Here is an 18,977-nt window from a genome sequence, read left to right as displayed (position 1 = left end):
CTTACCTTGATGACTTAGCTTTGAGGCATTATAGAACCGTTAATGACGAGGGGGATCCCTGTGTATTTTGTTTTTTTGTCAAGTACAATTTATACCAAATTAGATGAGCTTACCCTGATTCTATCCTTTGACTCCGGCAGCAGTTTCTGTTGGCACAATGTATTTTTGCAAGAGCAAAAATAGTCCTAAAACTGGAACAATAGAAATAATAGAACCCGCCGCAACTAAACGCCAATCTAAGGAAAATGTCCCGGCTAAATTAGCTACCCCTAAAGGTAAAGTGTAATATTCCGGCCTGTCTAAAACTAGCAGCGGCCACAGAAAGTCGCTCCAAGAACCGATAAATACGAAAATTCCTAGGGTGACTAAAGCTGGCTTAATTGCCGGAATCATGACGTGCCACCAAATGCCTAATTCGCTGCAGCCGTCGATGCGGGCGGCTTCTTCTAGTTCTTTGGGAACTGCTAGAAATGCTTGTCGTAATAAAAATATGCCGAAGGCTGAGGCTAGTCCGGGAAAGATTACGCCTAAATAACTATTTTTTAGTCCGAGTTGTACTGTCAATATGTATAGGGGAATCATGACTATTTGGAAGGGAATCATGATTGTGGAAACGATCGTGATTAAGATGGCTTCGCGGCCGCGAAATTTGAGTCGGGCTAAGGGGTAAGCGGCGAGGGCGCAAAAGAAAACGTTGATGCTAACTGTGAGGCCGGCAATTAGGGTGCTGTTGAACAGGTAGCGGCCGAAGGGGTTGGTTTGCCAAACTTTGATGAAGTTTTCGAGGGTTGGCTGTTGTGGCCACAGTTGCGGGGGAAATTGAAAGATGTTTTCGTTGGGGGATTTGAGGGAGGTACTGAGCAGCCACAGCAAGGGAAACAGCATCAAAAGTCCGATCGCGCTCATGATGCTGTACGTCCACAGGGTGCTCCACGGCGAGGGAGTGTTGTTTGGGGAATTTGATTTTTTAGTTTTGAGATTGTTCATTGTTGGGATATGATGATAAGTCCTTGCTTCGTGAGAAGCCTTGTTGTCCATAAGGGGATTATTGCCATGAAACCGTTTATTTACGAAACTATGTACATTCTGCGCCCTGATTTGGGTGAAGAAATGACAGACCAGGCGATCGCTAAATATCAAACTATTTTGCGCGATCAAGGTGCTGAAAACATCGAAACTCAGCACCGTGGCAAGCGCCGTTTGGCTTACGAAATCGGCAAGCACCGGGACGGAGTATACGTTCAAATGAACTATACAGCTCCGGGCGCTGCAATTTTTACCCTGGAACGCGCGATGCGTCTGAGCGAAGAAGTGATTCGCTATTTGACTATCAAGCAAGATGTGCCAGATGCACCTGAAGCGGAAGCTGAAGCTGAAGTCGCCGAGTAGCGCATTCGTGTCAACTTAAGGTCTTCTTTAGTACCAGTCTACTGTTTGACGATTAGGGCAGCTTACTTCTCGGCCCCGGCACGCCTTTCTTAAGGGCTACGCTGTATACACAACTTGAAAAACTAACGTCAGAGTCTTTCGCTCCCCCTGGCATTCTCCTGAAAAAGAGGCTAGGGGGATCTCTGGAATTGTGGGTATAACATAGTTTCTTAAAGGCGGGACTTGATGTTAATTGAAATTATAGGTGAATGGGCGATTGTTTTTCTAGGGGAGGACGATCGCTCTTTTTTGTGGGGAGGCTGCTGGGACTTAATCTATTTTTATCAACAAAGAAAGCTCGCTTTTTGAGGATGGCGAGGGCGATTCACTTAGCCCAAATCTATTATCTAGTTGACTACAAAAAACTTGACTATGCTTGAGCATAGCTGCTTAATCATTGTAAATCTAATTGTGATTAGCTACTTATTAAATTTACTCTTAGCTAAGGCAAATTCGACTCTCTTGAGAGGCAAAATTCTGCATCTCTAACTCTGAACCCAACTATAAAGTTATTTTGGCCCTTGGCAATTAGGTAGCCGCCAAAATGTGGCTTTTAGAAGACGAATATTGTCAAATTTTGCCAACTGCTGCTTGGGGTTGGGCCTGAATCCACGAGCCAAAGCCCGATCGCACTCCCTGCAACCTCGATCGAGCTTCTCGCCCCATAGCCCAAATTGTAAAGTTTTGTGACAATTTGCATTTGGTAGCTTTAGATACAGAATTGTCTGTTATAGTGATAGAAGAGAAGAAAAAACAAGCCCAACATTAATCTAAAGAATACGGAGGAACCGCATATGTCTACTGAAAATCAAGCTCGCTCTCTGATGATGCGCCACCACCAACTGGTGAAGAACCGCCAGCAATCCATGCTCAACCGCACCGCCACCGAAGTCGGGATGGAAGATACGCACTACTGGGGTCACATTCAAGGCAAACCGCAGCCCAGCTTTCAAGCCAGTTACGATCGCAGCAACGCCACTATGAGCTAGGGCAAGCTCAATTTCGACAATTGTCTACGAAGTTATTACCTAGAATTTGGAGAAATCAGTTATGTCAACTCAAGAACAAGCCCGCAACCTGATGATGCGCCATCAACACGTCGTCAAAAACCGTCAGGAATCCATGTTGAGCCGTGTGGCTGCTGAAGTTGGTTTAGATGCTGGTTCTCCAGCGAGTATCGATCGCAAATAACTCCTTTTTTCAACGGCGAGATAGTTGAATAGAGTTTGTTTTTTGCCACCTAAAAATTAATAATGTCAATTACAAAACCGTCGCGACTTCTTCTTGAGTTCTAACTCTAGATTGGAAGCCGCGATTAGTTTTATGGGGAATTGGGAATTGGGAATTGGGAATTGGGAATGGGAAATTGGGTTCAAAACAATCTAAAATCTAAAATCTAAAATCTAAAATCTAAAATCGTTTGACCGATCGCTCACGCCGAAGTCTAAAATCTAAAATCTAAAATCTAAAATCTAAAATGGTATAATCCCCTTTCAGCAGATTGAAGGCTACTAGGGAGGTCATGATGTCGGACTGGAAAGAAATTGACGGCGGAGTTACAGCACCCAGAGGGTATCGAGCATCGGGAATTACAGCGGGTTTGAAGCCTTCAGGCTTGCCGGATTTAAGTTTAATTTTGTCAGAGGTGGACGCGATCGCCGCCGGAGTCTTCACAACATCAACAGTCCGGGCCGCTTGTGTGGACTACTGCCGCCAGCGTTTGCAAGCTAAACCCAGCGCGAAAGCAATTTTGTGCAATGCGGGACAAGCTAATGCTGCTACTGGCGAACAAGGTTTGGCAGATGCCCTCGAAAGTGCCAAATTGTTGGGAGAAGCGCTGAATATTCCTCCAGAATCAATTCTTTTGGCCTCCACTGGCGTCATCGGACAGCGGATAAAAATGGAACCGCTGAGGGCGGGAATTCCCCGATTAGTTGCTGAGGCATCGGAAACTGGTTCCGATGCGGCGGCTAAAGCTATTTGTACGACTGATTTAGTGCCGAAAACGATCGCCCTGGAAACCATGTTTGGCGATCGGCCCGTCCGCATCGGCGGCATTTGCAAAGGTTCGGGAATGATTCACCCGAATATGGCAACAATGCTGGCATTTGTAACTTGCGATGCAGCAGTGTCATCGCATTTGTGGCAAGAAATGGTGAGTCGGGCGGCTAACAGAAGTTTCAATCAAATTACTGTTGACGGCGATACCAGTACCAACGATTCGCTAATTGCTTTGGCAAACGGTCAATCCCGCACACCGGCAATTACGGAAATGGGGGCAGATGCTGAAAAATTAGAGGCGATGCTGACAGAAGTTTGCGTGCATTTAGCAAAGGCGATCGCCCGTGACGGCGAAGGTGCAACTTGTTTGGTGGAAGTGCAAGTTAGTGGCGCCCTGGATGAAATTTCTGCGAGTAAAATTGCCAAAACAATTGTGGGTTCTTCTTTGGTGAAAGCTGCTATTTTCGGACGCGATCCGAATTGGGGCAGAATTGCGGCGGCGGCTGGGCGCGCTGGTGTCGCTTTCGATCAAGAGAATTTGCGGATTCAATTGGGGGATTTTTTGATGATGGAAAACGGGCAACCTAAAGAGTTCGATCGCGCTGCTGCAAGTAATTATATGAAAGCGGCTGCGGAGGGGGAATATTTGAAGGCTGATACGGTTTTAATTCAGATTAGTGTCGGGAATGGCAGCGGTTTTGCGAAAGCTTGGGGATGCGATTTGAGTTACGACTACGTGAAGATTAATGCGGAGTATACGACTTAAAAAAGTTCACGAGGTTACAAGTCCGGGCGGTTAGAAACCGCGCCTACACAAACAAAACCAGATGACGGCGGGTTAAAGGCAAATTTCACACAATTTAAACTAAACTTCCCCCGGTGGGGGGAAATTAAAAAATATGAAACCTTTACTCACCGAGTTAATCTCAGCTTTTTTGCTCCTCCTTTTTAAATCGCGGAAGCCCTTACAAATATCAGCTTTTTATGATTTTAACAAAAGAGCGCTAAAAATCTTATTCAGACTAAATTTCAAGACTTTTTAAGGTTATTATTAATAAGTTTAAAAAAGTCTTGAAAACACGCCCTAGCCGAAACTATCGGAGACAAACACATAGCCACCACCATACCCGACAGCATTATCCACTAATATTAAGCCGTCGTTGGTCTGCGGATCGCCACTCTGAGCAAGTCCATAATTCACCACGCGCAACAACCGCTGCGGCGTAAACGATTCTAATTCCACAAAATTGCCTGCATCCAGCCATGCTAGTTCTTCGGCTGTTAAACTTTGCCTTACAGCGTCGGGTAATTGACGGGCTGTTTGTGCCATTGTTTGAGATTTCTGCACAAACATATCACGGGTTGCTAAGATTTGACGGGGAGAAATTCCCAAATCAAAAATCGTCACCGCTTGACTCGCAAACCACTCTGGACTGGTTCGCAGTTGATGTACTAAGCCAACTCCAGGAGGACTCGCATTGTGCAGTGCATATACTTTTAAATCGGTATTGCGCCGCAGCATTTCGATTACGGTGTTGAAGATGCTTTGGGGATAGCCACTAATACTAAGAATGGCGCAGTTGTTTTCAAAATGAACGTTGTTGGCAATGAGGAATTGAGCTATTTCGTCACTGTCACAGATAATTGCGCGATCGAAGCTGTAGGCGCTAACTTCCGGAGCGATGGTTGCGGGCAAAGCCTCTTGACGAGCAGCAGGGAGCAGTTTTTCTAATGCGCCGTTCACCCTTTGCCAGTCTCGCAGCCATTTATCGCTCTGCGCTGAATTGACAATAAATACTTCACTAATTTCGTGTAGGCGATTTTTTTGTGAAATGCCGAGCCAGTAGGAAAATAGCCCTAGCAAAGTCGCTGCTATGTACCTTGTCAAAGAAGCAGCTAGCAAGCTGATGGGAATGGCAGTCACTAGAATAATCAACCCTAAAGTTTGTAGATTTTTAGCATTATTTCTTCTGCCGCGAATACCTTGAGCAGGAGACTTGCTGTCATCGAAAAATAGCCATATCCAAATCAAATTGTAGAGAGCGAAGGGAATACTAAGTGCGAATTGTGATGAAAAAATAGGAAGACCGAAGCTACTGCCGATTCCTCCCAATACGAAGCTAAAAAAGAAGTAGAGAAAAATCCCACTGATTCCGGGCGTGCGAGATTTAAGCTTTTGATCAATAAAATACAAAAACTGTTTGTGCGTAAAAAACAACATATTTTGGCTGGAAATATTTTCGATCGCCTTTTTGAAAAACGGATCGGTGAATGCTAACTTTTTATCAGTGACGCTAGTCGGTTCAAAAACAAACGGATGGTTGCACCGCTTACAGCGACCTGAGTTGCTTGTACGATCGCTCAAAATGTTGTCGGTATTACACTGGACGCATTTCATTCCCATTTCGGTTACTCCTGATTGATTTAATGGATTTATATCGTTGGCGGTTGTTTTGGAATGATTTAACCGCAGAGGGCGCAGAGGACGCAGAGGAAGAGAAGAGAGATAATAAGTAGAAGGAAGAAGGAAGTTCGGCAACGGATTCTGTAACGGATGTAACGGATGTAACGGATGTAACGGATGTCAGTCCGATGGAAGTCGCAAGAAGGAAGAAACTATGCCCAATGCCCAATGCCCAATGCCCTATTAAAATATTTGCCCGTTTAATAAAATAGAATAGTCTTCTCGCTGTCGAATTAATCGATCGCCCTTAGCATCAATCAACACTTCAGCAGGGCGGGGGCGGTGCAGAAAATGTGACGACATCGCATAGCCGTAAGCGCCGCTATCCAAAATCGCGATCGCATCTCCAATTTTGAGTTTCGGTAGCCAACAGTTGCGCCCCAAATAATCCCGCGAATAAGTGGTGTTGCCACAAATATCCGTTTCGTGTCGCGATACATCGTCGGTTTCCCAAGTTGCGATCGCCCGATAGCCTCCGTGCACCGCAGGCACCGATAGATTTGATACAGTCGTATCCACACCGACAATTTGCCGATCTGCCAACCACTTCACCGACACAACTTTCGCAAGCAAAACGCCACAACCTGCGATCGCCGATCGTCCCGGTTCAATCACCAACTCGATCGGGCGAGATAGCGCACTCAATCGTTCAGTAATCGCCGCACCAAACTCCCGCCAGTCAAACACTGCACCGCCTCGATAGGGATAGCCAAAACCACCGCCAAAATCGAGGGTTCGCCAATCTGGCAACTGTTGGGCGATCGCAATTAGGCGATCGATCGCCTCCGTAAAAGCACTCGTGGCGTTCGTTCCCGTCCCCCGATAAAAATGCAGTCCAGTGATGCTAAACCCTTGCTGCTGCGCGATTTCGTTCGCTTTTTCAAATTCAGCGGGACGCACTCCGATTCGACTGTCTCCCGTCAATTCCGGTGAGTTGAGCCGCAGTCCGATTTCGGGACGGCGCGATCGCGGTTGACTCCTGAAATATTCGCAGAAATCCTGGAGTTGCGACAGACTATCGAAATTAAATCGATCAATCTTCCACTCAATCAATTGCTGAATATCCGCCCTGTTGAGGTTACTGCCGGTGTAGACAATATGATCGCCCGTAAAACCCGCTTTCAGCCCCAAAAAAACATCGCCCGGTGTATTCGCGTGCAGCCCCCAACCAGCTTGCTGAATCAGTTGCAACAGAGCAATATTGCCATTGGTGACAGTAGCAAAATGAAACTGAACGCGGGGATAGTCGATCGATCGCGTAATGTGCTCAAGGGTTTGATGGAGGATATCGGCCTGATACACATATAAGGGCGAACCATAAGTTGACAAAAGTCGCTTAGCCATTGCTTCCGAGAACGGCGGCGAATGTATTTTGGTTTCATTCTCTAGCAAAGATTCAATCATATAGAAGAAGTTCGGCAACGGATTTTGTAACGGATGTAACGGATGTTCGGCAACGAATTATTTAACGGATGTTCGGAACAGGGAAGATTGTAAAATTAACTGTCAACTGTCAACTGTCAACTGTCAACTGCCTTCGATATTTCCAAATGCGTTGCCCGATCGCCGGTGGCAACCAAAACACATGATCCAGCGATCGCTTAACCGGAATTTCGCCTAAAACCTCGGTTCGCCATGCCTGCCACATCAGCAGCAACCAGAGATTATTGCCAATATAGCGATCGCGCATGGCAACTCCGAGTTGTCCCGATAACATCGAGTCAGCCAAATAAGGTTGCCAGCAATTTTGCGATCGCAACAGATTCGGATTCAGCCGATCGCCGATCGCAGCCCAAAACTCGCGGTAATACCAAACCTTCAACGGCACACCCATCCCGCGCTTTTCCCGCCAGATAATTTCCGGCGGCAACCAGCGTTCGGCAGCTTTCTTGAGGATGTATTTTTCGCACGCACCTTGCAGTAGCAGCTCGCCAGGGAGTTGAAACGTCCATGCTGTGAGGTCGGGGTCGCAGAAGGGCGATCGCACCCACAAACCGCAAGCAAACCCCAATGCCGTTGCCCTCGGCTGAATATTTTGGGCACCTTTGAGCATCAGCGAAGCGCGCCGTAGCCTCGCTAGCAGGGAAGGACAGGTTTCGAGATCGATCGCGTCTTGCAGGTAAACGCTCAAATCGTGAGACTGGATGCGATCGAGCATTTCTGGCGAAAAAATCTGTTTTTCATAACCATAAAATCGCTGAAACGTCCGCAAATACTGCTGTTCAAAGGTTTCTGTTCCGGCTGGATGTTCTGCACTGTAAACTCCGTTGGCAATCAAAGGTTTGTTCGTCCATCCAGCAAATAGCTGATCGCCATTCTCGCCATTGAATACAACTCGCACGTCTTGTGCCGCCGCCTGTTTGAGCAAAAACAGCGGGGCTGTTGTGCCATCTCCATAGGGTAAATCGAGGGCTTTGGCGGTTGGCCCGATCGCGCGCAACACTGCATCGCCCGTCGCCGCCACTCGGATCAGCGGAATCTGGAAAAAGTCCGCCACCTGTTGGGCGTAGGGCAGTTCGGAATAGGCTTCGACACCAAAATCGAGGGCATAGGCGCGCACTTGCAAGCCTGCTTTCACTAGCAGCGCCGTCACCAGGGAAGAATCGATGCCACCGGAGAGTAAAACGCCCACGGGTTCGTCGATCGGCAAATCGGCCACTTGTCGATCGATCGCCTGTTGCAAAAGCGCTTGCAATTGTGCGATCGCCTCATCCTCACGGCGCAGTAGTTGGGGTGCTTCTTGCCAAGCCGATGGCAGCGATTCCCTACGGGATAGCTTCGCCGCGCGTACTTTCGGCACATCGTTAACATCGGCGATTTCCCAAATTATCTCGGTTCCGGCTGCTAGGGATGCAATTTGCTCGATCGGCGTTAACGGCGTGGGTACGTAGGAAAAGCAAGCATAACTATGTAGGGCGATCGGGCTAATTTGAGGGGAAGCAATCAGCGGTAGCAGCAATTGCATCCGCGTCGAAAACCAAATCGTTTCTCCCAACTGCATCCAGTAAAGCGGCACTCGCCCAAACGGATCGCGCCCCAGCCGTAGCTGTTTCGCTTCTACCGCCGCCCAAGCATCTCCCGGTAAATAGGTTGGCCCAAATCGCCCGCAAGAATTCAGCGTCACTGTGTCAGCCGTGAGTACAGATGCAGAGGCGATCGCCCATTCTGATAATTTGCCCTGGCGAATGCAGTAATCTGGGACTAAACGGCTGAGTGTTTTTGTGCAATCGTCCAGTCCCCAATAGCCGATAAAATGTGAAGGTTTGTCGATCGCACCCATCTATTTCACCGTGAAAGGTTCACTGCTAATCACGCGCCCATCCAGGGACATCCGAACTTCCCATTTGCCGGGGGCTGCAGCCGATCCGAGATCGTAAAAGCAGTGGGTATTCCAAACCGCAGTATCGATCGTGCGAGTTTGATACCTGCCCTGATGAACAATGTCACCGCTGGGGTTAATCCAATCGCATTGCAGAGACAACTGATTGCCGATCGGAGCATTTTGCAATGTTACCTGGTAGTAGATTCGGGGACTAATTTGACGGTTGACTTGAATAAGGCTGTCACCACCCTTTTGAGATAGGGCAATTCGATCTTCTCCTGCGACAACTTGAGCAGTTTGTTGCTGATTTTGCCCGAAAAGCACGCCTATCCCGATCGCAGAAATAACAACAACTGTCGAGGCGATCGCGATCCAACGGTTGCGTCGCTGCTGTTGTTCTAGGGCTTCGCGGCGGCGCATTTGGGCGATCGCATCTTCTAAAAGCTCATCAGGAAGATTCAACTCCCGTAAAATTTCTCTTACCTGATCGGGTTCCAATTCTAACTCGCGCTGCTGCGATAACTTGTCGATCTCAGCGATCACCTGTGCTAATTGAGTTTGAGTGAGTCGATGTTCCATAAAGTTCTTTCCAGTTAAAAGTTAGATATATAAATCACCCCTCTCTTCTCTTCCTCTGCGCCCTCTGCGCTCTCTGTGGTTAAATTATCCATATTATTCAATAAATAGCTCTCAAAGTCAATTCATAAAAATCATAACCTTGACCTCATAAAAATCATATTTATAGGACTTAGCATGGGTGCCCAGAAACCGGGGCTTTTTACAAAAACACTTCTTTGCAACCTGCATATTAGGTAAAAAACCAAGTTTCTTTGTCCGAGTGAATAAATCCTGACTTATATAAAATCCAGACTTGCAAATTCCTCAACTTTTTGAGACTCGATTAAAAAGGGCCATTTGGCTAAATCTAGTTTTTCCTGGTGGCGATTCAACCAAATTGCATTTAATCCTGCCTTTTTAGCACCACAATAATCTGCTTTGAAGCTGTCGCCGATATGCAAAACGTTTTCCGCAATGCAGTTGTGCTTTTGCAAAGCTGCGGTAAAAATTTGAGAGTCTGGTTTTGCTGCACCAACTTCGGTAGAAATTGTCACTGATGGGAAATATTCTGCTAAATTTAGTGCTTTTAATACTGCATAAATTCTGGAATCGAAATTCGATACTACTGCTAATTCAATTCCTTGTTGCTGCCACTTATTTAAGGCTGGAAATACGTCGGGATAGACGAACCAAGGTTCGGCGGTGGCAAAATGAGCGTATAGTTCGACAAAAAATTTGGGAAAGTCTGAAAACTCGTGGAAAATGCCTGCTATTTGGAATGCTTTTGCGGAAACTGTTTGCCACCACTCAAATTCTAATTGGGGAATTTTTGCCGCTTCTATCCCTGGAAATGCCATTGGACTTGCTGAGGCGAAGCTTTGGGAAAATGCTGCATTTAACTCTTCACTCTTAACTGTTACTCCAAACCTGTGGGCTATTTGTCCGTATACCTCGCCGACGCTACCGCGAACATCAAATAGTGTACCGGCGGCATCGAGAAAAATAATTTTGGTCATTTGAGAAGAAAAAGGGAAGAGGAAAGAGGACTTATCGCACATCCGGTTGCATCGGAATGATTTAACCACAGAGGACACAGAGAACACGGAGGAAAAGAAGAGAAGAGAAGAGAAAAGAGATTTGAATGATTCCTTCTTTCTTCTTCCTTTTTCTTTTTTCCTTCTAATTAGTTGTTTGCGGATTCATTACACCAGAATGATTGGCAATGTTGTCCCCAGGTTCAAATCTGCCTCCTAAATATTTGGCTAGGAATTCTTCGGCGATCGCATAAAAGTGCAGGCGATTTTCGGGGCGCGCAAATCCGTGTCCTTCGTCTGTATAAAGCACGTATTCTACAGGTTTGCCGGCTTGCTTCATGGCATTGACAATTTGCTCGCTTTCTGCTACTTTCACTCGCGGGTCGTTAGCACCTTGGGCGATTAGCAAAGGTTTCTGGATGCGATCGACAAAAGATAAGGGGGAGATCGATTTCAGAAACTCTGGTTCTGTTTCCAAATTGCCGACGCGGTGATACAGACTTGCTTTTCTCGGTTCCCAGTAAGGGGGAATCGTTTGCAGCAGTGTAATCAAATTGCTTGGCCCGACAATATCGACGGCGCAGGCAAAAACATCGGGACTAAAAGTCAATCCCGCTAAGGCGGCATAACCACCGTAAGAACCGCCCATAATCGCAATTTTATCTGGTTGGGAAATTCCTGTTTCTACCAGCCAATTAACCCCATCTAGCAAGTCGTCGTGCATCTTAGCGGCCCATTCGCGATTGCCGGCATTGAGAAAGGCTTTGCCGTAGCCGGTGGAACCGCGAAAATTGATTTGCAAAACGGCGTAACCTCGGTTTGCCAGCCATTGGGCTTGTGGGTTGTAACCCCAGGTATCGCGTGCCCAGGGGCCGCCGTGAACAAGCAAGACTGTCGGTACGGGTGTGGCGACACCAACCGGTTTTGTCAGGTAGCCGTGAATGGTTAAACCATCTCTTGCGGTGTAAGAAATGGGTTCCATTGATGATAGTGGTAGCCCTTCGAGTTTGGGTTGATTGCTGAACAGAAATGTGAAAGTTTTGGAAGTGCGATCGTACACATAGTAGTAAACTGGGCCGTCGTCTGTCCTGTAAGCGATTAGCCAAGTGGTATCGGCGAGGTTCCGGCTGGTAATGGAGAATTCGCCGGGGCGAAATTTGCCGAGTTCCTCAAAATCCTCTGCTATGCTTTGGTCTAAAATCTGCCACTCTTGCTTGTCTTTGTAGAACGAAACCGCCTGAATCTCTCGTTTGGTGGGGTGTACGACAATGTTGCCGACATCGTATTCTGGGTCAGAGGCGAGATCGGTTTCTTGTTTGGTTTCTAAGTCTAATGCGATTAAACGTTTGGCGTTAGCATCATGATTGCCGATGATGTAAAGAATTTTGCCGTTTTCTGAGAACATGACGGCACCGCCTTCGTCGTCGGGGCCCCAGCTTCGCAGGCTTTCCCAAGACTTGTCCGCAGTTTCCCGAAACACCAATTCTGAGCCGCCATCGGCAGTTGTGGCTGTGGCCGCCCGCACTTGGAATTGGGCGTCAGCAGCCCAACCGACGATGCTACCTGGGTTGTCGGTGTCGAGTTCAACGGCACCGTTTTGCAGGTTGATGCGGTAAACATAGTGTTTGCGCCGATCGCGGATGTTCATTCCCACTAATATTTCATTGGGGAATTTGCGGTCAAAGGCGATCAGATGAGCTCGAACACCTTGAAATGGTGTCAAATCGCGAACCAGGTTTGACTGAATATTGACTGAGAATAAATGCCAGTTTTCATCACCATCAATATCTTGCTGATAAATGAGCTCTTCGCCGCTGTACGTCCAGTAAAAGATGCGAATGCCTCGTTTTTTATCGGCTGTCAGTTGGCGATCGCCTGCTTGACCGACGGTACGCAATTGCACTTGCAAAACGTTGTGTTCATCGGGTGCAATGTAGGCGAGATACTTGCCGTCGGGTGAAAGTTGGGGGCGGGTTTTTTCAGGATTTCCGAACAGAATCTCCCGCTCTATCAACGGTGGAATTTCAGTTTTTGGCTGTTGAAATGTGGAATTTTGCATTTTTTCTCCTGCCTAATATTCTCTGAATCTACACTCCGATAGAAAAAACCAGGTTTTTACCAAATATGCGCGTAGTAGTGAAGTATTTTTGTGAAAAACCCGGTTTCGGAACCGCCCTCATAAGTCCTACAATCAATAATAAACCGTCAACTGTCAACAGTTAACAGTCTACAATCAACTAACTTTTAAGCAACTCCTGAATCGGCTTGCTAATCCAATTGAAACCCACTTTTAGCTGATGATCAAATGTTGGCATTCGATAGAGATAGGCTAGGCGGCGAGCAATGTGGGCTAGTTGTCCGTCGAGTTTAATTCCTAAACCGGCGAGGGTGGCGTTGTCATTTCCTAATGTCATCATTTCTCCTAGCGGCTGGTACCGGAAAGGAAGTAATGGGCGATCGGTGAGGGATGCCCAAATGTTCCAGGCGGTGTAGTCAGCTTGCTGGAAGGCTGTTTGGGCTGTTCCGGGGACTTTTTGATTAGTTGCATCGTGGCATTCAGCTAAGTCTCCCAAGGCAAATATATCTGGATGGTCGATAATTTGCATTTGCGAATTGACTATTAATTGACCGCGGCGGTTTTGTTTGAGGGGTAGCGATCGCACTGCTTGACTAACTTGAGTTCCTACTGTCCACAGAACTATGTCTACGGGAAGAACATCTAATTGTCCTTTGTAAAGTAAAGATATTGTGTCCGATCCGATCGCCTCTACTTCTGTTTCTAAGTCGATCCACACTTGCCGTTTTTCTAAAGCTTTGCTGGCGGCTTCGCGGTTAAACTCCGGCGATGTCCGCAGAATCATGTCGCTTTGCTCAACTAACCGCACGCGACCTTTGTCTCCGAGTCGATCGGCTAATTTACAAGCTAATTCTACTCCTGAATAACCGGCGCCGACGATCGCAACCCGAATTTTGTCGTTGTTGCTGGCTTCTAAAAACCGCAGTCTTTCTTCTAAGCGGTAGGCGTCGTCGAGAGTGCGAAATGAGTAAGCGTATTCAACGGCACCTTTGACCAGATCTAGGGGGGTTTCGCCGCCTAAAGCTAAAACCAGGCGATCGCACGGAATTTCTGGCCCGTCGTGCAACTGCACTCGCTTTTGCTCCACATCAATGCCGGAGACAGTACCTTGACAAAAGCGCACGCCTGTGGTTTCCAATAGTTCGGCAAATGGTGGAGCAATTTCCCAGGTTTGGAGTTCGCCGGTCACGAGTTCGTAGAGCAGGGGAACGAACAAAAATCGATCGCGGCGGTCAACTAGGACAATTTCTGGTTTTTGGGTTTTGGAGAAGGGTAACTGACTCAAGCGCAGGGCTGTGTAGAGTCCGCCGAAGCCTCCGCCGAGAATACAAATCCGGGGTTGTTGTTGAGTCATGGTGTTTTGTTTGAGGGGCTCACGGTAGCAAGGAAACTTATCTTATTCTAACGAGAGTGAGGGAGTGGGTAAGGGAGACTGGGAGACTGGGAGACTGGGAGACTGGGAGACTGGGAAAATCTTCCCTCTTTCCTTTGAACATCAACATCCATCTGTTAAACCCGTTAAACTCACACCTAGAGCATCATTCTCAATAAGCTTTTTATGGGCGGACTCTTCGGCCCAACCCCTACTCCCCATAAGAAAATGCACTTGTTGTGGAACAGGCCCGAAAGGCCTGTTAAGCGAGAATGGTGATCGGGGCGTGAGTTAAATCCATTAAATCCGTTACACAATGCCTTTCCGAACTATTTTCTATATCTATAGCCTTGATTAGCTTTACCTATTACCCGCCCTCAAATTTTCTGAAGGTTCGCAGAACTAATTTTGTACTATATTAGTTTATATCGAATTATTTCGCACATTAAATTCACTTTTTATAGGGTCATCTACTCTACCACTTGCCCCCGCACTCACAAGTGAAAAAAAAACCATGCAAACTTCTTCCAATTCTTCTAAATTTAAGAACGGCGATCACAATAACGAAGACGGCTCATCTTTGTTAAAAAGCGAAGAACGATATAAAAATTTAGTAGCTAATATTCCCGGTGCTGTCTACCGCTGTACCTGCGAGTATACGGACGACGGGGAATTAACACGGACAATGGCGTTTTTGAGCGAGGCTGTTCAAGAAATATCAGGCTATCCCTCTTCTGATTTTATCAACGATCGCGTCCGTTCCTTGGCAAGCATTATCCATCCTCAAGACCGGAAAAAGGTGGATGCTACTGTGAAAAAAAGCGTAGCAACCAGAACTTCGTACATCCTTGAATACCGGATTGTCCGGGCGGACGGCGGAATTAGCTGGGTTTACGAAAAAGGCAAAGCTATTTGCTGCGAGGCGGAGGAGGATAGAGGAAAACAAGAAGGACAAGGGGAAATTGAGGGCTTTTTGTCGGCTGTGGTTTCGCCGGTATCCCAGATCGCAAATTCTCTGTATCGGGTTGTCTATCTCGACGGAGTGATTTTGGATATTAGTGAGCGAAAGCGCACTGAAGAAGACCTGCGAAACACTCAAGATTTTCTGAATGCGGTACTGCAAAATCTGCCAGTTAGCGTCTTTATTAAAGATGCTGTGGAACAAAGATTTATTTATTGGAATAAAGCTAGCGAAGAATTATTTGGCTATTCGAGGGATGAAGTGCTGGGAAACAATGCTGCTGAATTGTTGGAGCCAGAGCAGGCTAATTACTTGCAAGCACAAGATTTAGAATTATTCGCAAGACACAAAGGCGTCGATTTGCCAGAAGAAATCATCCAACTTCCGCGCCGAGGAAAGCGAATTTTGCACACTAAAAAAGTTCCTTTGTTTGACGATTCTGGCGCGCCTAAGTATATTCTGGGTATTGCTCAAGATATTACGGAAAGCAAAAAAACAGAAACAGAATTGTCGCGCTTGGCTATTGTGGCTCAAAAAACGCAAAATGGTGTGATTATTACTGATGCTCAAGGCTGCATTGAATGGGTGAATGAAGGATTTACTCGGATTAGCGGTTACGTGCTGGCAGAAATGCAGGGAAAAAAACCGGGTGATGTGCTGCAAGGCCCTCAAACAGACCCCCTAACTATTGCTCAACTGCGATCGGCTTTGGCAACGGGACAGTTGTTTAATCAGGAAATTTACAATTACAGCAAGGATGGAAAGGGTTATTGGGTGGCGCTTTCCATCGCTCCAATTTTTCAAGAAAATGGGGAACTCGAAGGTTTTATTGCGGTGCAAACTGATATTACCGATCGCAAGCAAGCAGAGGCAACAGTCAGGGAAAGTGAGAGTTATTACCGCTGCATTGTCGAGACGGCTTCGGAGGGTGTTTGGATGTTTGACAGCGAAAGTATCACGACTTTTGCTAACTCTCGGATGGCCGAAATGCTGGGGTATACTGTGGAGGAAATGCTGGGGCGATCGCTATTTGAGTTTATTGACGGAGAATCCAGGGAAATAGCAGAAACTTATGTCAAGCGCAGGCGAGAAGGCATTCGCGAACGCCACGATTTTAAGTTTACTCGAAAAGACGGATCTCACTTGTGGGCGATCGTGTCGGCGACACCGATGTTCGACGCTGAGGGCAAATTTTCAGGCGTGTTGCGGATGATTACCGATATTAGCGATCGCAAACAAGCAGAAGCCGAATTGCGCCAAACTCTCAAAGAGTTGGAATTTGAAAAATTTGCTTTGGATCAATCGGCAATTGTCTCGAATACCGACGAATTCGGAGCCATTACCTATGTCAACGATCAATTTTGCGAACAATTTAAATATTCCCGAGAAGAACTGATCGGCAAAACCCACAGACTTGTCAATTCTGGCTATCATTCAGCCGACTTTTTCAAGCAGCTTTGGTCAACCATCCGCCAGGGAAAAGTTTGGCGAGGAGAAATGAAAAATCAAGCTAAAGACGGTACATTATTTTGGTTGGATACTACGATTGTACCTTTCTTAAATACGAACGGCGAACCCCATCAATATGTAGCAATTCGTAAAGATATTACCGATCGCAAACACGCAGAAGAAGCAGTGCAGCTTTCCGAAAGTCAATTGAGGACTAAAAATCAAGAATTGGCAAAAGCCCTGCGGGACGTGCATAAAACTCAAAGCATGATGGTTCAGAATGAAAAAATGGTAAGTTTGGGGCAATTAGTCGCTGGCGTTGCTCACGAAATCAACAATCCAGTTAGCTTTATTTATGGCAACGTCATGCACGCTGACGATTACTTTAAAGACTTGCTAAAAATGCTGCAACTTTACCAGCAGGAATACCCACACCCAACACCGGCAATTAAACAAGAAATAAATGATATCGATTTGAATTTCCTGCTCAGAGATTTGCCGAAGCTATTAAATTCGATGAAAATGGGAGCCGAGCGAATTCGCCAAATTGTGCTGTCACTGAAGAATTTTTCGCGATTAGATGAATCCGAACAAAAACAGGTGGATATTCACGAAGGGATTGAAAGCACTTTGTTGATTTTGCAGCACAGGTTGAAAGAAACGGCAGGGCGTCCTAAAATTGTGCTGCTCAAAGAGTTCGGCAATTTGCCCCGCGTACAGTGTTATGCAGGACAGTTGAATCAGGTTTTCATGAATATTATTGGCAATGCAATTGATGCTTTGGAAGAGGCCATGGAGACTGGACAGTGGGCAGAGGGACAACTGGCGCCTATTCCTTATTGTCCTTCGCCGACGCTGCGGATTTGTACGGATGTAAAATATGAACAGGATGCTTTGATGCAAGCAGATTCTGCTGTTTCTGATGATTCAATGCGGCATCCTTCTCATATTGTGATTCGGATTGCTGACAACGGGCCGGGGATTCCGATAGATGTTCACAAAAGGCTGTTCGATCCGTTTTTTACTACGAAAGAACCTGGTAAAGGTACTGGTTTGGGGCTGTCTATCAGCTATCAAATTGTGGTGGAAAAACACGGCGGGCTGCTTAAGTGCGATTCTGCACCGGGTCAAGGGACGGAATTTGCGATCGAGATTCCTGTAGTCAGTAGTCAGTAGTCAGTAGTCAGTAGTCAGTAGTCAGTAGTCAGTAGTCAGTAGTCAGTTGGCAGTAGTCATTAGTCAACAGTCAACAGTCAACAGTCAACAGTCAACAGTCAACAGTCAACAGTCAACAGTCAACAGTCAACTAATGAAATATAACGTAATTTATGACGGCAATTGCAATCTCTGCGTTACCTTGGTACAGTTACTAGAAACCTTAGACCAAGGCCAGAATTTTGAGTATATTCCCATGCAAGATTTAGAGCAATTAAATCGCTTTGGGATTACGTCTGGAGACTGCGAAATGGGGATGATTTTGATAGATGGCAACACCCCAGAACGTCGCTGGCAAGGCAGCAATGCGGCGGAGGAAATCGGACGGATATTGCCTGCTGGCGAGGTGTTTGTGGCTGCTTATCGGGCAATGCCGGGGATGAAGTGGATGGGCGATCGCGTGTACGAACAAGTCCGCGATAACCGCTATACTTTGTTTGGCAAGCGATCGACTACTTACAAATCTGTTTATCCGGTTGGCTGTAGGTCGATCGACAATTGCGATAATAGCAAGGACTAAAGTCCTTAGTACAAACAGGTTCGCAGTGAAAACTGAACTCCTCAAAAAGATTAATTAAACAAATCGAATATCTGCTGGCAAAAGTCTTTGAGTTTTTGGGCCGACTCCACCGCAGGTTCGGTTGGGCCGAGAAAATTCCAATTCTCCACAGTAGAAAAGTGCCACTGTTGACCGCTATGATCGTAACCGGCTGCCTCAACTCCGATCGCCCGCCGATATCCTTCCACCGGATCTTGGTAAAATCGGATTTGAATCAAAATGCTGCGGCTTTGCAGCAAGCGGCTTCTACCGGGAAAATGGAAGCCAATGTCGATCGAATCTGGATCTACAAGTTCTCTGGTATCCTGGTCATTCATCCAAGGTTTCAAATCGACTTTTGCATCCGGGAATCCGGACTTGAATAAATTAACAACCGCAGCAATTTTGCTGGCAACTTCTATATTTTTGGCTTGTTCGGCAGCGTTCACTCGAAAAACTCCTATCAAATATAGTTATTACATTTAGCTAATAATGTAACTGCATACTGCCGAATGTAGACTGTGAACAGCGGACTTTTTCAGAAATAATTAGGCATTG

General features: G+C 46.5%; 16 protein-coding genes. 6 read left to right on the top strand and 10 right to left on the bottom strand.

From position 1 onward, the window contains the following. Positions 1 to 120 precede the first annotated feature (120 nt). Entirely contained in the window at positions 121 to 1,038 is a 918-nt protein-coding gene (locus Q5691_RS20610) for a carbohydrate ABC transporter permease (RefSeq protein WP_333346683.1), read from the bottom strand. A gap of 15 nt (positions 1,039 to 1,053) precedes the next feature. Between Q5691_RS20610 and rpsF the strand changes: the two genes are divergently transcribed. Continuing rightward, positions 1,054 to 1,389 (top strand): 30S ribosomal protein S6, encoded by a 336-nt coding sequence (rpsF, locus tag Q5691_RS20605; protein WP_015176119.1) that lies wholly within the window; start codon positions 1,054 to 1,056, stop codon positions 1,387 to 1,389. A gap of 609 nt (positions 1,390 to 1,998) precedes the next feature. Here rpsF and Q5691_RS20600 read toward each other — a convergent pair. Beyond that, a complete protein-coding gene (locus Q5691_RS20600) occupies positions 1,999 to 2,121 on the bottom strand; it encodes a hypothetical protein (RefSeq protein WP_333346681.1) in 123 nt (40 codons plus the stop codon). A gap of 101 nt (positions 2,122 to 2,222) precedes the next feature. Here Q5691_RS20600 and Q5691_RS20595 point away from each other — a divergent pair, with 101 nt between their 5' ends. The 3 genes from Q5691_RS20595 (at position 2,223) to argJ (ending at position 4,195) form a co-directional block, all read left to right on the top strand. Beyond that, positions 2,223 to 2,417 (top strand): hypothetical protein, encoded by a 195-nt coding sequence (locus Q5691_RS20595; protein ID WP_006631905.1) that lies wholly within the window; start codon positions 2,223 to 2,225, stop codon positions 2,415 to 2,417. A gap of 61 nt (positions 2,418 to 2,478) precedes the next feature. Continuing rightward, entirely contained in the window at positions 2,479 to 2,619 is a 141-nt protein-coding gene (locus tag Q5691_RS20590) for a hypothetical protein (protein WP_015176121.1), read from the top strand. Between the two features lie 334 nt (positions 2,620 to 2,953). After that, positions 2,954 to 4,195, top strand: a complete 1,242-nt coding sequence (argJ, locus tag Q5691_RS20585; protein WP_333346686.1) for a bifunctional ornithine acetyltransferase/N-acetylglutamate synthase — start codon at positions 2,954 to 2,956, stop codon at positions 4,193 to 4,195. A gap of 318 nt (positions 4,196 to 4,513) precedes the next feature. Here the strand turns inward: argJ and Q5691_RS20580 are convergent, their stop codons facing one another. The 7 genes from Q5691_RS20580 to Q5691_RS20550 form a co-directional block, all read right to left on the bottom strand. Next, complete coding sequence (locus Q5691_RS20580; RefSeq protein WP_333309193.1) at positions 4,514 to 5,827, bottom strand: hypothetical protein; 1,314 nt, start codon at positions 5,825 to 5,827, stop codon at positions 4,514 to 4,516. A gap of 249 nt (positions 5,828 to 6,076) precedes the next feature. Next, positions 6,077 to 7,297 (bottom strand): decarboxylase, encoded by a 1,221-nt coding sequence (locus Q5691_RS20575; protein WP_333346678.1) that lies wholly within the window; start codon positions 7,295 to 7,297, stop codon positions 6,077 to 6,079. A 109-nt stretch (positions 7,298 to 7,406) separates the two neighbouring features. After that, the gene (locus tag Q5691_RS20570; RefSeq protein WP_333346675.1) at positions 7,407 to 9,173 is read right to left on the bottom strand and encodes an asparagine synthetase B family protein; all 1,767 of its coding nucleotides are present in this window, start codon (positions 9,171 to 9,173) and stop codon (positions 7,407 to 7,409) included. Then, positions 9,174 to 9,794, bottom strand: a complete 621-nt coding sequence (locus Q5691_RS20565) for a DUF3859 domain-containing protein (RefSeq protein ID WP_333210618.1) — start codon at positions 9,792 to 9,794, stop codon at positions 9,174 to 9,176. 275 nt (positions 9,795 to 10,069) lie between these two features. Beyond that, positions 10,070 to 10,789, bottom strand: a complete 720-nt coding sequence (locus tag Q5691_RS20560) for an HAD-IA family hydrolase (RefSeq protein ID WP_333346672.1) — start codon at positions 10,787 to 10,789, stop codon at positions 10,070 to 10,072. A gap of 163 nt (positions 10,790 to 10,952) precedes the next feature. After that, complete coding sequence (locus Q5691_RS20555) at positions 10,953 to 12,866, bottom strand: S9 family peptidase (protein WP_333346669.1); 1,914 nt, start codon at positions 12,864 to 12,866, stop codon at positions 10,953 to 10,955. A gap of 178 nt (positions 12,867 to 13,044) precedes the next feature. Continuing rightward, a complete protein-coding gene (locus tag Q5691_RS20550) occupies positions 13,045 to 14,238 on the bottom strand; it encodes an NAD(P)/FAD-dependent oxidoreductase (RefSeq protein ID WP_333346666.1) in 1,194 nt (397 codons plus the stop codon). Positions 14,239 to 14,770: 532 nt separating this feature from the next. Here Q5691_RS20550 and Q5691_RS20545 point away from each other — a divergent pair. Together Q5691_RS20545 and Q5691_RS20540 are read left to right on the top strand one after the other, a co-directional pair. Then, positions 14,771 to 17,842, top strand: a complete 3,072-nt coding sequence (locus Q5691_RS20545) for a PAS domain S-box protein (protein WP_333210625.1) — start codon at positions 14,771 to 14,773, stop codon at positions 17,840 to 17,842. 133 nt (positions 17,843 to 17,975) lie between these two features. Further along, positions 17,976 to 18,401 carry a DCC1-like thiol-disulfide oxidoreductase family protein gene (locus Q5691_RS20540; RefSeq protein WP_333210626.1) on the top strand — a complete coding sequence of 142 codons (426 nt, stop codon included), beginning with the start codon at positions 17,976 to 17,978 and terminating at the stop codon, positions 18,399 to 18,401. Positions 18,402 to 18,451: 50 nt separating this feature from the next. Here Q5691_RS20540 and Q5691_RS20535 read toward each other — a convergent pair whose 3' ends face one another. Further along, the gene (locus Q5691_RS20535; protein ID WP_333210628.1) at positions 18,452 to 18,868 is read right to left on the bottom strand and encodes a hypothetical protein; all 417 of its coding nucleotides are present in this window, start codon (positions 18,866 to 18,868) and stop codon (positions 18,452 to 18,454) included. Positions 18,869 to 18,977: the final 109 nt, after the last annotated feature.

Source organism: Microcoleus sp. w1-18aA5 (assembly GCF_036701705.1).
Classification (GTDB): domain Bacteria; phylum Cyanobacteriota; class Cyanobacteriia; order Cyanobacteriales; family Microcoleaceae; genus Microcoleus.
This window is presented reverse-complemented; position numbering and strand designations above follow the sequence as displayed.